Here is a 14991-nt window from a genome sequence, read left to right as displayed (position 1 = left end):
GGATTTCCTTAGGCGATAAATGTGCAGGTGAATCAATCGGTGGTGGCATTTAGAAGGGGCTGCTCCGCAGCCAGCGGAGATAAATCCCCTCGCCACAACAGTGTTTGTCACAACAGTTCGGCGCTGCTTAGGGCTCCAAGTGTTCGTGGACTTGAGAGGCCTCAAGCCACGGCGCGAACAGACGAGTCGCCAGCGGCATGCACACGTACACCACCGACAGCACAATGGTCAGGGTGATCAGGAACGTGGCGACTACGTAGTTGGAAAGAAATGCGTGCAGTTGCAGCATAGGCCCCCAGATCAGCGGCACCAACAAGGTGTGGGGCAGGATGACCAACAACGTCACCACGGCCTGTTTCCAGCGTGGTGGGGGGATGGAGGCATCCGCCAACGGGGCGAACCAGAATTCCTTGTGGGGGGCGACTTCGGTCTGGTCGCCATCGGCCAACAGCGGCGCGGCCTCTTCCACCAGCTCGCGGCGCTGGGGCGAATCCAGCCAGCGTTGCATCGCCTCGGTGGAGCAGAAACGCAGCACGCAGGTAAACAGCGACAACCCGCCCTGCTTGCCCCGGACGACATCCACACCCAGGTGCCCAGGCCACTGACCGGCCACCCGCACGGTGCGGCGCAACCAGGCCTCATAAGCCGCGTCCTGGCCGGGCTTGATCCGGTGCTTGATCACCAGGGTGACGATTTCGTCGAAGCCGGGTTTTACAGGATCGCTGGTCAATTCAACGGTTTGAGGTTCAGACATGACGAAGCACTCCAACAAAACGCGTGTTCATCGCCAGGCGTCCAGGCCCGGCAATCAACACGCTGGTAAATACGATCAGCAGCAGCCAGCCGAACTGCCCTTCTTCCAGGGTCCACTGCGGGTGTACCACTAGAAGCGCGACGGCCAGCAGAAACAGGATTGGCAAGCACGCCAGGCGCACCAGCACACCGGCCATGATCAGCAGCGGACACAGCACCTCGGCGAAAATCGCCAGGACCAGGGTCGGCGCCGCGCCGAGGTGAAACGGGTCTTCGATATGGGTCAGTTCGACGCTGTAGTGCAACAGCTTCGGCAGCCCATGGACCCACAGCAAAAACAACGCGCCACTCAGGCGCAGGAACAACAAGCCCAAATCCTGCAGGGAACGTTCGTCCGCGATGCTCATCGCTGCACTCCCTCCGGATCCGCATAGGCGGCAGCCGGCAACGGTTGAGACATATGGGTGGCAATGCGCGAGCGCAGCCAGCGCTCGGCCGGATCGTTGTCATGCACACCGCTCCACACCATCGACAGCTCGGCGGCATTGATCTGGAACGGCGGATCCTCCGCGCGCAACGCGCAGCCTTCCACCAGCGCGCAGGCGGCGTAGTCAGGCACGGTGGCGATCAGTTCGGTGCCTGCCAGCAAGGCTCGCAGACCGCTGAACTGCGGCACCGCCAACACCACTTTGCGCGTTCGCCCGATGCGGGCCAGGTCCAGGTCGATGTTGCCGCTCAGGTCGCCCGAAAACGAAACCATGGCATGGGGCCGCGCGCAGTATTCGTCCAGGGTCAGCGGCCCGGGGCGCTGGTCGCCGCGTAAGACCTTGCAGGGGATGTCGCGCAATTTCTTGCGTTTGGCATTGGCCGGCAGGTCGGTGGTGTAACTCACGCCGACGCTGATTTCGCCACTGGCCAGCAGCGACGACATCAGCAGGAAATTGGCCCGGCGCACCACCACAATGATGCCGGGGGCCTCTTCGCGCAGTTGACTGAGCAAAGGTGGAAACAGGCCAAACTCGGCATCGTCGGACAAGCCGATGCGAAACACGTCGCAACTGGTGGAGGGATCGAAAGCCTTGGCCCGGCTGACCGCGCCCGAGATCGTATCCATGACCGGTTGCAGCTCCTGCAGGATCGCCAGGGCCCGCGGCGTCGGCTCCATGCCGCGACCGTTGCGGATCAGCAACGGATCGTCGAACAGATCCCGCAGCCGTCCCAGCGCCGCGCTCACCGCCGGCTGGCCCATGAACAGCTTTTCGGCGACGCGGGTCAGGTTCTTCTCGAACATCAGTGCTTCGAAGATCACCAGCAGGTTCATGTCGAGGCGGCGCAAATCATTGCGGTTCATGGGTGTTGTTCCTGTTGAATACCAATCCTGTGGGAGCGGGCTTGCTCGCGAAAGCGGTGGGTCAGTGACACTTATGTCGAATGTGCCACCGCATTCGCGAGCAAGCCCGCTCCCACAGGTTAGTGCGTGATCAAGCCTGGATGAACGCCAGCAGGTCCGCGTTCAGCCGGTCCTTGTGCGTATCGGTCAGGCCGTGCGGCGCGCCGGGGTAGATCAGCAGCTGCGAGTTCTGGAGCAATTTGGCGGCCGCGATGCCCGCCGTTTCGATCGGGACTACCTGGTCGTCATCGCCATGGACCACCAGGGTCGGCACATCGATATAGCGCAGGTCTTCGGACAGATCCGTCTCCGAGAACGCCTTGATGCAGTCGTAGGTGTTCTTGTGACCGGCGAGCATGCCCTGCATCCAGAACCAGTCGATCATGCCCTGGGAGACCTTGGCACCCGGCCGGTTGGCACCGAAAAACGAACTGGCCACATCTTTGTATAGCTGAGAACGGTCAGCCAGAGAGGCCTGGCGGAAACCGTCGAACACCTCCACGGGCAAGCCACCAGGGTTGGCCGGGGTCCTGAGCATCAGCGGGGTCACCGCCGAGATCAGCCCGAGCTTGGCAACCCGGGCAGCACCATGTCGCCCCATGTAGCGGGCAACTTCGCCACCGCCGGTGGAGAAGCCCAGCAGCACCGCGTCCTTGAGGTCCAGCCGCTCAATCAGCTCGGCCAGGTCATCGGCATAGGTGTCCATGTCGTTGCCGTCCCATGGCTGGCTGGAGCGCCCGTGCCCGCGGCGGTCATGGGCGATCACCCGATAACCGTTGGACGCCAGGAACATCATCTGCGCCTCCCAACTGTCCGAGTTCAACGGCCAGCCGTGGCTGAAGACCACCGGTTGACCACTGCCCCAATCCTTGTAGTAAATCTCGGTGCCGTCGCGGGTGATGAAGGTGCTCATGACGTGATTCCTTGAGATGAGTGGATTGCTCAATGGTCCGGTCAGAGGGGGCAGTTGCGTGAGTTAAACGTTGTTAATTTTTTCGGAGCGTCAGTATGAAAAACTGCTTTTGTGGCGAGGGAGCTCGCTCCCGCTGGGCTGCGCAGCAGCCCCAAGACTGTCACCTCGGCGTGCCAGATTGATTGGGAGTGGGGCCTTGGGGGCCGCTTCGCAGCCCAGCGGGAGCAAGCTCCCTCGCCACAGAGATCGACGCCTTGAAGGCGGCGTCTGGAAAACGTTCACCGTTGCGCTTGAAACAAAACCTGAGGAATATGCTCGGGAAAGCCCAAGCACCGGGACAAGAAATTGAGAGCAACATGAGCCAATACCTCAGCCTGCCCGTCGAACAGACGGTGCATTTTGGTCCTTACCGCGTCCATCCTCGCCAGCGGCTGGTACTGGAGGCCGGGCAACCGTTGCGCCTGGGGCGGCGGGCGGTGGAGATTCTGCTGGTGTTGCTCGAACACGCCGGGCAAGTGGTGAGCAAGCAAGAACTGATGGCCCGTGTCTGGCCCACGAGCGTCGTGGAAGACACCAACCTGCGGGTCCACGTGGCGGCACTGCGCAAGGCCTTGGGAGACGGCCAGGCGGGGCAGCGCTACATCATCACCGTGGCCCAGCGCGGCTACAGTTTTGTCGCACCGTTGTCCCTGAAGCCGGTCGAGCAACTGGCACGCATCCCTCACCCTTCGCTGGCCCGCAACCTGCCGCCACGCCGCACTCGGATGATCGGACGGCAAGGCCTGGTGGAAAGCCTGGTGGCCCGATTGCCGCGAAAACGCTTCATCACCCTGGTGGGTACTGGCGGGATCGGCAAGACCACCGTCGCCTTGCGGGTCGCTGAACGGCTGATCGGCCACTATCGCGACGGCACCTATCTGTTTGACCTGGCCTCGCTCAACGATCCGTGCATGATTGCCCCAAACCTGTGTGCGCTGCTGGACCTGCCGCTGCACGACGGCGATCCGTTGGACGCCATCGCCCGCCGACTCAAGGACCGGCACTTGTTGCTGGTGATCGATAACTGCGAGCACCTGATCGACGCCATCGCCCAACTGAGCGAAACCCTGCTGCGCGGAGCCCCCCACTTGCATATCCTGGCCACCAGCCGCGAAGCCCTGCGGGCCGAAGGTGAGCATGTGCAGCGCCTGGACGCTCTGGCGTTCCCACCACGGGAGATGCTCATCGAGGGCTATCCAGCCCTGGAATTTCCGGCGCTGCAATTATTCGCCGAGCGGGCAATGGCCAGTCATGACAGCTTCGAGCTGACGGATCAGGACATACCGCTGGTGGTCGACATCTGTCGTCGGCTGGACGGTATCCCCCTGGCCATCGAACTGGCTGCCGGCCAGATCGGTGTGTTCGGACTGGAGGCGCTTCACCGGCAACTGCAAGGCAGCGTCGTCCTGCTCCACAATGACACCAACGACGTCGCACCGCGCCAGCAAACCCTGCGCGCCACGCTGGACTGGAGTTTCGCACTGCTCACGCCCTGCGAGCAGACCTGCCTACGCCGGCTGGCGGTGTTCATGGACAGCTTCGACCTGGCCTCGGCTGCGGCGGTGATCGTGGGCCAACATATCGCGCCTGATCAGGTTCTGGTGTCGGTCAGCCAGTTGGTCGCCAAATCGTTGCTTAATGTCGAGATCGGCGATGAAGAGGTGCGCTACCGCTTGCTGGATACCACTCGTCGCTACGCGCTGGAAAAACTGGCTGAGGCCGGGGAGCTGGCTGCCAGCCACGAACGACACGCCGAGCGCTGCCTGACGCTCATGGAACAAGCCGAAAAAGACTGGGAAACGACTCCCACGCGGCAGTGGATCACCCGCTACGCCACTTATCGTGACGACATCCGCGCCGCGCTCGACCGGGGGTTGAGTCCGCAGGGTTCGCACACGGTGGCGATCCGCCTGACCGCCCGCACCCTGCCTCTCTGGCAGGAATTGTCGCTGCTCAAGGAGCACGGGCTTTACGTGAGCAAGGCGCGGGCGTTATTACGCCAAGGCGCCGCGCCGTGCCCACGGCTGACCCTCGCCCTGGAACTGGCCCATGCCAGTTTCAATTACCATACTCAAGGTGGTGCGCCTGCCACTGTCGAAGCCTTCATCACCGCCCGGCGCCAGGCACAACAATGCCAGGACCTGGCCGGCGAGCTGCGAGCCGTGTCGGGGCTCATGACGGTCAACCTCAGCTGCGGCAACTACCAAGAGGCGTTGGCACAAAGCCTGGATTTCAACCGACTGGGCGTGCACGGCGATCCGATCCTGTCTCTGAGCACCCAACGCCTGCGTGTGCTGGCGCAGCATTTCACCGGTGATCAGACGGCCGCCCGGCGTGATGCCGAACAAGTGGTCCAGCGCCTGGCCCAGAGCGGCCACCTCAGCCGTTTCTCCCACGGTTTCGGCGTCCAATACGATCAGAGCGTGGCGGCACTGACCGTTCTGGCGCGCATTCTCTGGCTGCAAGGCTTTGCCGAGAAAGCCCGGCGTACCGCCGACCTTGCGCTGCAGATTGCCTTGCAGATCAACCACGGCATCTCGATCTGCTACACCCTGGCGCTGAGCGGTTGTGTCATTGCGCACTACAACGGCGATCACTCAAGCGCCCGGGAAAGGCTCGAACTGTTGAAGCACCAGGCCAAGAAACATTCGGTCATGCTGTTCCATGACTGGGCCAGCCACTACGCCCGTGCTTTCGATGACAAAACCCTGGAAGCGAACTCGACCAACGCCGGACTGATCCAGGATATCGTCGTCACCCTGCGCATCGATTGTGTCAGCCAGGCACAGGTCGAGCGCGCCCGCAACGGTGCGGCAGGCTGGTGTACGGCGGAGATCCTGCGGGCCGACGCCGAAACCCTGTTGGCGCAAAACGACCCCACCCTTGAGCGCCGCGCCGAAGAGCAACTGCTGAGCGCCCTGACGGTGGCCCGGAGGCAAAATGCGTTGGCCTGGGAACTGCGCAGCGCCATGTCCCTGGCCCGGCTATGGCAACGTCGGGGCATGGACAACGCCGCCCAGGATCTGCTCGGGCCGGTCTATCGACGTTTCAGCGAAGGGTTCGACACCCCCGACCTACAGCAAGCCGGCGCGCTGCTGCAAAAACTGACTCGGCGGCTGGGGCCTTGAACGACCAATCTCCCAAGCTTCTTGCAGCGCATGACGCTGGCTGAAAACAGCCCACTGACCACTGCGGTGCAGTTTTTCCAAGGCATAGGCGCGAGTGGTGTGGAGCAAGTGGAATCGAACTCCGTCCACGCACTGCTCGACCATCACGAGCGATTGGCTCGCCAGCCGTGACAGCAGACCAGGCAATTGCCCGGCATCCAGCTCAGCGCAACTGATGACGGCCATTGCCGCCTTGAGCGTAAACAGTCCATCGAACACGGCCAGACGTTGGAACGCTGTCTGCTCATCGTCACTCAAGCGCTCGAAACTCCAGTCCAGCATGGCCTCCAGGCTTCGATGACGCGCCACAGCCGTGCGGCGTCCGTGGCTCAAGAGTGACAGGCCATAATCCAACTGTTCCAAGACCCCCGCCACGCCCAACACGCCGACCTGGGCCGCCGCCAGTTCCAGCGCCAGCGGTAATCCGTCCAGGCGTTGACATAGCTGGGCAATCGTCGCCAGCTCGCGGTCATTGGGCTTGAAACCCTGCTGTCGGGCAGCGACCTGATCGATCAACAACTGCACCGCCGGACACGCCAATATCTGGTGCTCAGGCTCAAGGGCCGAGGCCACTGTCAGGCCCGATAGTTCTACGACACTCTCATCAGGCAGATTCAAGGGCTCACGGCTGCTGAACAACAGCGAGACCTGCGGGGCCGATGCGCCCAAAGCCAGGGCCAGATCCCGACAAGCGTCGAGCAGATGATCGCCGCCATCGAGTACCAGCAGCATTCGACAGGACTTCAGTTGCTGGCTCAAGACGCCGCGTTCCAGACCAAGAGTGCGGGCAACCTGTGCCGTCACCTGCGACCGGTCGCTGATGACGGACAGGTCAACAAACCAGGCACCATCATCAAAGTGTTCCAGCAACAGTTCAGCCACCCGCAGCACCACGGCGGTCTTGCCGACCCCACCCGGTCCGGTCACGGTGGTCAGGCGCTGACGGGGCACCGCGCTGAGCAACCGTCCCAGCACTTTGTCGCGACCGATCACCGGGCTCAGGCGCGCGGGCAGGTTATGCCGCTCGACCGGCTGCTCGAGGTCAGCATCCACGGGCACAGCAAAGCAATAGCCCTGCCGTGGATGATTGAGGATGTAGCGAAAACCATCCGCCGCGTCACCGAACGCCCGTCGCAGCGCCGCGATGTGTACCCGCAGGTTGATTTCTTCCACCACGCTATCAGGCCAGACGCGCGCGATAAGAGCTTGCTTGCTGACAAAGTGACCGGCGTTCTCCAGCAACACTTGAAGAATGTCCAGGGCGCGACCACCCAATGCCAGCGGCTCACCGTCACGGGTGACAAGTCGCTGCTGGCGGTAAAAGATAAACGGACCGAAGCTCACTGGCGCCTCGGTATCCGCTTTGACGAAACTGTTCATGGTGATCCAGCGCGGGATAACCGCTCCGGGCGAACGTTACGGATATCCGAACGCGTCTGCCCTGGCTCCTGCGCATCCTTTCCAGAGGGTTCGCCGTTATCTTGGCAGCCACTGCCCGGAGGACAATGCTGGCACAGGGCGCATCACGGACATCGCGGTGCCCTGGACGGACACCGACGGCTCAACTGAACTGCTGCCGATACTGCACCGGGGTCAAGCCGAGCTTTTCACTGAACAGAAAGCGCATGTGCCGCACACTGCCGAAGCCGCTGCGAAACGCCACGGTCTTGAGGGGCAAATCGGTGGATTCCAGCAACTGGCGGGCCCGGTCGATGCGCGCGCCTTGCAGGAATTCCATGGGCGTCATCTTCACTTCGCGAGCGAACATTCGGGCGAAATGGCGCGAACTCATGGCGGCCATCGCTGCCATGCGCTCGATGGTGAAAGGCTCCTCCAGATGCTCCATCACATGATTCTGCACCCGGGTAATGGCAGACTCTTGAGCCGCCACCGTCGCCACCAGCGGGCTGAACTGCGCCTGGCCGCCCTGGCGTTTCATCACCACCAGCAATACCTTGGCCACATCCAACGCGACTTGTCGACCGTGGTCCTGAGCGACAATGGACAGCGCCAGGTCGATGCCGGCAGTGACGCCGCCGGAAGTAAACAAGCGTCGGTCCTGCAGGACGATTTTGTCGGTTTCCACCCGTGCGTTGGGGAAACGCTGGATCAGGCGGTCGGTGTAGTGCCAGTGGGTGGTGACGCGATAGCCGTCGAGCAGCCCCGCCTCCCCCAGCACAAACGCTCCGGTGCAAATGGAGCCGCAGCGAGTGGCCCGTTGCGCCGCTGCGCGCAACCAGGTGTGCAATCCCGGCTGCTGGTCGTTATAGGCCCCCGGCCCACCCGGCACCAACAACACGTCGTAGGCCGCCCAGGCCTGATCGATGTGGATATCGGCCTGTACCGCCACCCCATTGGACGCTCGCAACGCGCCGCGCTCGGTACCCAGGGTCAGCAATTGATAATGAAGATCAGGTTCAAGGTAACGATTGGCGATGGAAAACACTTCAAGGGGCCCGGCCATGTCGAGCAGTAGAAAATCCGGGAACAGCACCATTGCAACGGTTTTCATCAGGGAATACGCCAAAAATATCGAGGATCTGTAGATGCCACCTGTGGGAGCGAACCGGCTCGCGACAGCGGACTGTCAACCAACATGGACGCAGGCTGGACCGGCCTTATCGCGCGCAGGCTCGCTCCCACGGGTTTTGTGGAGCATGGAAAACTATCATTATGTCGAAGCCAGGCACCTGCTGGTAGGCATCACTCACTGTCCACTCAGAAGGGACAGTCTTTCGTTTTCCAGCTACTTATTGAACACTTCAATAACCATTAACCTTCTTCTGAACCCGGCGAACGCCCGCCGTCGCCTACACAAATCAGGAGAACTACCATGCTGACTCTTCGCAAAGCTTCGGATCGTGGCATCGCCCGTCACGGCTGGCTGACCTCGTTCCATACCTTTTCCTTTGCCAGCTACCGCAACATCAATGAACAAGGCTTCTCCGACCTGCTGGTCATCAACGACGACCGGGTCGCAGCCGCCAAGGGCTTCGGCCAGCATCCTCATCGGGACATGGAGATTTTCTCCTATGTACTTGAAGGCGCACTGGAGCATAAGGACACCTTGGGCACGGGTTCGGTGATTCGCCCGGGTGATGTTCAATTGATGAGCGCCGGCAGCGGCGTGGCCCATAGCGAGTTCAACCACAGCGCCGAAGAGTTGGTGCACTTCCTGCAAATCTGGATCGTGCCCAACGTCAGTGGCGCCACGCCGCGCTATCAACAAGAACACTTCAGCGCCGAACAGAAACGAGGTCGCCTGCAATTGATCATTTCCCCGGACGGCGCCCACGGCTCGCTCCAGGTGCGCCAGGACGCACGGGTCTATGCCGGGCTGTTCGACGGCAAGGAAAACGCCACCCTGACATTGGCGCCTGATCGTTATGCCTACGTGCATGTGGCCCGTGGCAGCGTCGAACTCAATGGCGTGCCGTTACAGGAAGGTGATGGTGTGCGGGTGCGTGATGAACAGGTGCTGACGTTGAGCAACGGCCAGGACGCCGAGGTCCTGGTGTTTGACCTGCGCCCGCAGGAGTTGCCGCAAATGCCATGAAGGCAGGTCCTGTTCGCGATAGCGGTTTCTCATTCAGCCTTCCTGTTGAATGGAACACTTATATCGCGGGCAGGTTCTCCTCCCGCCGGGACTCACTACCCTCCATGCAGACTCAGCTTTGAATATTTAATTAATCATTGATGGGTGCTACATGACTGTAGGAAATAAGTGTCGAAGCGTTGCGACATATCATTTGGCCATCTATCACACCTACTAGCGAGTATCTATCGAAAGCATCTATAGAAACTTAAGTTGCATGAGCTGAGTGAACCCAACAATGCGAAGTGACGGCGCTTTCCGACCAGTGGTGCTCTGTCCTTATTAAAACTACAATATTGTCTGAATGTTATTGGCTGTCGAAATGATTTCAATTAGCCATCAACTATCCTCACTCAGTTAATCATGGAAGAAGTATGAAAACGGTTATGTCTCTTGCGGTGCTTTCCGTTGCCTGCTACGCGACAGCAGACGTTCAAAAAATCCAGTACGCCTACGACGATTCGAAGGCCGAATACGCCATCGTCTCGTTTACCGAAAATGGTTCGACCCTCCAGGTCACCGTCCAAAGATCGGGTCCCTACTTCACCAACTACACAAAACTGGCCCTCGACTGCGCGAACCGGAACGTCCGGCACATGGGTATGTACAACAGCCTCGAAAGACTGGAAAAAGCTCAATTCGACCCGATGCAGGAGCGCATCGTCGCAGGCTCGATCGCCGATGAAGTGCGCAAAGTACTCTGCCGCGGCACAAGCATGACCGCCTCGCAGGCCGATGAAGTGCCTGCCAAGGTAAAAGCGGACGATAAAATCTGATCCCAACGCCGCTAGCCTGCGGCGTTTACCTGCCATCTACAGGCCAAAGTTCTCTGACATGATGTTCTGTGCGGGGATTGTTGACACTTGCCATCAAGCCCCTCCCACCTCCGATCAGGTCACTCGCTATCACCGAACGCCCTGTTTTCGCTCAAACGCCGTACGGTAACTACCAGGCGGAACGCCAAAAAAATCCCGAAACCGACGCTGAAAATGCGGCGAGCTGACAAAGCCCGTCGCCACGGCGATTTCTGTCACGGATCGATTGGTCTGCTGAATGAGTTGGCGCGCACGGGTCAGGCGTAGCTCCAGGTAATAGCGCGTCGGGGTCGCCCCGAGGAAACTGCAGAACCGCCGCTCCAACTGCCGCTTGGAAATCTTCACGCATGCAGCCAGCTCATCGATGGTCAACGGCTCCTCGATGTTTTGCCACATCAATTCCAACGCCAGCTTGAGACTTTCTGGCAGTGTCGGATCGGTCTCAACGAAGACCGGCGGCAGATCAGACGCGTCGCCCGACTCATCACAGCGAAGGATTTCTTCGATCGCCCCCACCAACGTCTCTCCTCCCGTCTGGCGGATCAACTGAAGCATCATGCGCAGCGAGCTGTTCGCACCTGCGCAACTGACCCGCTGCCGGTCAACGACATAGGCTCGGCTGGAAACTTTCACGTGGGGGAAAACCTCCGCCATCATGGCGCGACTTTCCGGGTGAACCGCGCACTCGAAACCATCGAGCAAATTGGCATCGGCAACAAAAAAAACGCCGTTCCACAGCCCACCCAGTATTGCCCCGGACGACGCATGGGCGCGCAGCTTGCGTCGCAGCAGCGGCATGCCTTGCAACTTCACCCGAAAGCCACCAGCGACGATCAGGACATCCTGGTTCTCCGGCAACTGCGCCAACTCGCTATCGGCAGAGATGACGATCCCCAGGTCACTGGTCACCTGCCCCCCCGACGCCCCTACCGTCAGCACCTCATAGAGAGGCTTGTCGCTCATCAGGTTGGCTGTCACCAGCGCATCTACCGCACCGGTAAAGGACATCATCGAAAAATTGTCCATCAATACGAATGCGACACGAATCGGAGCCTGCCCAGGACCTGGCGACCCGACTGGCCGGTAAGCCATGTTTTTGTTTTTAAGTACGCTCTCGAATGCGCTTGGCATAGGGCCTCGTCAATACATGAAGGCGATCAGGGCTTGCGTCACTCTCGCGCCTTGAGCAGGAGAGCCACTCGCACATCTTCCAGATTAACCGCGACGGCTGCAATCGGCTCGCTACATCCCAGGCCGATCGCCCTGCCTGGCAGCCGAACGGCCTCAAGTACATTCGACTTTGGTCGATATGGTGTAGGTACGCATGGGCGCTTCCCCCGTTCCAGAAACTCGCAACGCGCACCGCTACTGTTTCCTGTTTCCGCCGTTTCAACACCTCTAATATCCGCGGGAGAAGTCATGAATATCAAACAGAAGCTGACCTGGGCGTTCGCGGCCATCGCCTGCCTGCCAGTTATCCTGGTGGCGGTGCTGGTCGTGTTAAACCTGCGCGACGCTGCACAAACCAATTTCCTGGACAGCAGCGGCCGTGAAATCCGCCAGATCGACAACGGCATGAAGCAATTCTTCGATGGCATCAGCCAGAACGTCGAGTTCTTCGCCAAAGACCCGCGGATTATCGCGGCCAAGGATCTGAAAAATTATTCCGGTGCCGACGCCGCACAAATTCCTCTCCCTGAGAACAACAAACAGCTGCTGGAAATCTTCGACAGATTCGCCAAAAGCCATCCGACCACCGCCTATCTTTCTCTGGGGCTGGCCGACGGCGGCTACGCCAGCTGGCCTGACGATCCCAAAATTTCCAACTACGACCCTCGCGTTCGTCCGTGGTACAAGGCCGCCATCGCGTCACCGGGCGCTAACGTACGCACAGACGCCTATTACTGGGAACCGGACGATGTGTCGCTGATCGGCATCGTCCACACGGTCTCCGACGCCGCCGGCAAGCTGGTGGGTGTGGTGGGCCTGGACGTATCGCTCAAGCAACTGACCGAACTGGTCAAGAACATCAAGCTGGGCGACAGCGGTTACCTGATGCTGGTCGAAGCCAATGGCAACGTCCTGGTCGATCCCAGCGATGCCAAGCACAACTTCAAGCCCATGGCGGAACTTGGCCCCAACTATGCCGAACTGGCCAAAAGCGGGGATGGCGTGACTCAGATCGAGATCGATGGCGTGCCCTACATGGCCAACGTCGTCAGCTCCAAAGACCTGGGCTGGCGCTTCATCGGCCTGATCAAACGCGACGAAGTCATGGCCGAAGCCGCGAGTCTGACCTGGTTGATCGCCATCATCGCCGCCGCACTGGCAGTGGTGTTCGCCATCGTCGGTGCCAGTTTCGCCAGCGTGATCGTGCGCCCGATTCGCGGTGTTGCCAATGGCCTGCAGGAAATCGCCGAAGGTGAAGGCGACCTCACCCGCAAGCTCTCGGTGCAAGGCAAGGACGAAACCGCCACCCTGGCGAGCTGGTTCAACCAGTTCCTGGGCATGATCGCGCAACTGGTGCAGCGCATCGGCAGCGCCTCCTCCGACCTGCAGAGCGCCGCCGCCGATACCCGCGAAGTGGCGCAAAACATGAACGAAGCCGCCGGACGTCAACGTCAGGCCGTTGAGTTGGTGAGCACGGCGTTCAACGAAATGGTCGCCACCGCCAACGAGGTGGCCCGCTCCTGCAGTCAGGCCGCCTCCAGCGCGGACGCGGGCTATCGCGACGTGCACGATGGTCAACAGCACATCGGTGAAGCCACGGGCAGCGTGCTGAAACTGAGCGAGGACCTGCAAAAGTCGACCCAGACCATGCAGGCGCTAGAGCAGGACAGCAAGAACATCAACACCATCCTCGACACCATTCGCTCAATTGCCGAACAGACCAACCTGCTGGCCCTCAACGCTGCCATCGAAGCGGCGCGTGCCGGGGACCAGGGTCGCGGGTTTGCCGTGGTAGCGGACGAAGTGCGCGCCCTGGCCCGTCGTACCGCCGACTCCACCGGCGAGATCGACAGCCTGCTCGGCAACCTCGCGCGCCGGACCCAGGAAGTCACCCTGCAAATGCAGGGCAGTCTGCAAGGGTCCAAAACCAGCGTTGAACGCATCCAGCAGGCCCGCGACAGCTTCGACAAGATCCGTATTTCAGTGGATTCGATTCGCGACCAGAACACGCAGATCGCCACGGCGGCCGAGGAACAACACCAGGTGGCCGAAGACATCAACCGGCACATCTCGCAAATCCATACCGATGCACAACTGGTGGAAGAATATGCCCACTCGGCGCAGACGGGGTCGGGCCGGTTGACGGATATTTCCGGACAGCTCAAAGGGTTGGTGGGGCGGTTCAAGTTCTAATATAAAAGCCTGAAGCCAAGGACGGCTCAAGGCGAATGAACACCCGCAAACCACTACCCTCTCGCTTTGATTGCATACATGCCACCGGCAAACACCAGGCACGCCCCCACTACTGTCCATGTGTCAGGTAGCTCGCCGAATACCAGCAGGCCAATCAGCGTGGCAAACACCAGCAGCGTGTAGTTGAACGGTTGAAGTGTGGCCGCCGTTGCATACTTCAGCGCCTGGAGAAATAACAGCTGGGCCACCACGCCTGTCGTGGAAAGCACCGCAATCAGGCCCCATTGCAGCGGGCTCGGAGCCACCCATCCGGGAAGGCCCAACAAGGTGATGGTGATCGCGCCGAAGAACCCCATGTAAAGCATGTTCGTGGCGAACGAATCATGTTGGCTGATCCGGCGGGTCAGCACGCTGAAGACAGCGAACCCCAAGGCAGACAAAAGCGGGATCAGTGCTACAAGCTCGAAAACACCGGTGCCAGGTCGAAGGATAATCAGCGTCCCCGTGAAGCCTATGGCCGCGGCAACCCATCGACGCACACCGATGAACTCACCCAGAAATACCCCTGCCAACCCCAGTGTCATCAACGGGAACACCGCATACAGGGCATGCATTTCGGCCAACCCCAGATAGCGCAACCCCAATCCAAACAAGACAATTTCACCCACCCCAATCAAGGCACGGATGACCTGCTGGTAAGGGTGGCTGCTTCGACAGGCCGTGCGCAGGCTTCCTTGATAGACGCTATAGCCGACAGCAAAAGCCAGGAATACCCAATAGCGCACCATCACCAACTGCGCGATTGGGAGGTCTTTGACCAGTACCTTGGTGATCCCATCCTGGCTTGCGAACACCAGCATTGAGAGAAGACACAAGAGAATACCGAACTGGGGCCTGGGAACATTGTAAGCAGGTGCCGCGGTGTCCAATTGATCGCTCATGACTCATTCCATTTC

The 14991-nt window shown here is 60.4% G+C and carries 12 protein-coding genes and 1 pseudogene; 5 read left to right on the top strand and 8 right to left on the bottom strand.

Annotated elements, in window-relative coordinates; translation table 11 throughout:
- Positions 1-127: 127 nt before the first annotated feature.
- The 4 genes from MA884_RS02855 to MA884_RS02840 form a co-directional block, all read right to left on the bottom strand.
- Positions 128-754 carry an antibiotic biosynthesis monooxygenase gene (locus MA884_RS02855; protein WP_256228927.1) on the bottom strand — a complete coding sequence of 209 codons (627 nt, stop codon included), beginning with the start codon at positions 752-754 and terminating at the stop codon, positions 128-130.
- Positions 747-1160, bottom strand: a complete 414-nt coding sequence (locus MA884_RS02850; RefSeq protein WP_256228926.1) for a DoxX family protein — start codon at positions 1158-1160, stop codon at positions 747-749. Before MA884_RS02850 ends, MA884_RS02855 begins: the two co-directional genes overlap by 8 nt.
- Positions 1157-2104: a LysR family transcriptional regulator gene (locus MA884_RS02845; protein ID WP_256228925.1), complete on the bottom strand. Its 948-nt coding sequence runs from the start codon at positions 2102-2104 to the stop codon at positions 1157-1159. The genes MA884_RS02850 and MA884_RS02845 overlap by 4 nt, the downstream gene beginning before the upstream one ends.
- 130 nt (positions 2105-2234) lie before the next feature.
- Positions 2235-3056, bottom strand: a complete 822-nt coding sequence (locus MA884_RS02840; RefSeq protein WP_256228924.1) for an alpha/beta fold hydrolase — start codon at positions 3054-3056, stop codon at positions 2235-2237.
- 356 nt (positions 3057-3412) lie between these two features.
- On the opposite strand from MA884_RS02840, the gene MA884_RS02835 reads away from it, so the two are divergent.
- Positions 3413-6223 carry a winged helix-turn-helix domain-containing protein gene (locus MA884_RS02835; RefSeq protein WP_256228923.1) on the top strand — a complete coding sequence of 937 codons (2811 nt, stop codon included), beginning with the start codon at positions 3413-3415 and terminating at the stop codon, positions 6221-6223.
- Here MA884_RS02835 and MA884_RS02830 read toward each other — a convergent pair.
- On the bottom strand, positions 6170-7642 hold the full coding sequence (locus tag MA884_RS02830; protein WP_256228922.1) for a winged helix-turn-helix domain-containing protein: 1473 nt from the start codon (positions 7640-7642) through the stop codon (positions 6170-6172). The genes MA884_RS02835 and MA884_RS02830 overlap by 54 nt on opposite strands.
- Before the next feature lie 181 nt (positions 7643-7823).
- Positions 7824-8774, bottom strand: a complete 951-nt coding sequence (locus MA884_RS02825) for a GlxA family transcriptional regulator (RefSeq protein ID WP_256228921.1) — start codon at positions 8772-8774, stop codon at positions 7824-7826.
- A 321-nt stretch (positions 8775-9095) separates the two neighbouring features.
- Between MA884_RS02825 and MA884_RS02820 the strand changes: the two genes are divergently transcribed.
- Together MA884_RS02820 and MA884_RS02815 are read left to right on the top strand one after the other, a co-directional pair.
- Positions 9096-9818 (top strand): pirin family protein, encoded by a 723-nt coding sequence (locus MA884_RS02820; RefSeq protein ID WP_256228920.1) that lies wholly within the window; start codon positions 9096-9098, stop codon positions 9816-9818.
- A 413-nt stretch (positions 9819-10231) separates the two neighbouring features.
- A complete protein-coding gene (locus tag MA884_RS02815; protein ID WP_256228919.1) occupies positions 10232-10633 on the top strand; it encodes a hypothetical protein in 402 nt (133 codons plus the stop codon).
- Between the two features lie 129 nt (positions 10634-10762).
- On the opposite strand, the gene MA884_RS02810 is transcribed toward MA884_RS02815, so the two are convergent.
- On the bottom strand, positions 10763-11803 hold the full coding sequence (locus tag MA884_RS02810; protein ID WP_256228918.1) for a GlxA family transcriptional regulator: 1041 nt from the start codon (positions 11801-11803) through the stop codon (positions 10763-10765).
- A 288-nt stretch (positions 11804-12091) separates the two neighbouring features.
- On the opposite strand from MA884_RS02810, the pseudogene MA884_RS27955 reads away from it, so the two are divergent.
- Together MA884_RS27955 and MA884_RS27950 are read left to right on the top strand one after the other, a co-directional pair.
- Positions 12092-13174, top strand: a pseudogene (locus MA884_RS27955) (cache domain-containing protein); the annotation flags it as partial.
- A gap of 6 nt (positions 13175-13180) precedes the next feature.
- A complete protein-coding gene (locus MA884_RS27950) occupies positions 13181-14035 on the top strand; it encodes a methyl-accepting chemotaxis protein (protein WP_371134727.1) in 855 nt (284 codons plus the stop codon).
- A gap of 53 nt (positions 14036-14088) precedes the next feature.
- Here MA884_RS27950 and MA884_RS02800 read toward each other — a convergent pair whose 3' ends face one another.
- Positions 14089-14976 (bottom strand): DMT family transporter, encoded by an 888-nt coding sequence (locus MA884_RS02800; protein ID WP_256228915.1) that lies wholly within the window; start codon positions 14974-14976, stop codon positions 14089-14091.
- Positions 14977-14991: the final 15 nt, after the last annotated feature.

The sequence above is a fragment of the Pseudomonas sp. Q11 genome (genome assembly GCF_024494355.1).
GTDB classification, from domain to species: domain Bacteria; phylum Pseudomonadota; class Gammaproteobacteria; order Pseudomonadales; family Pseudomonadaceae; genus Aquipseudomonas; species Aquipseudomonas hefeiensis.
Note: the sequence above shows the minus strand (reverse complement) of the source record. Positions and strands in the feature narration are given on the sequence as shown.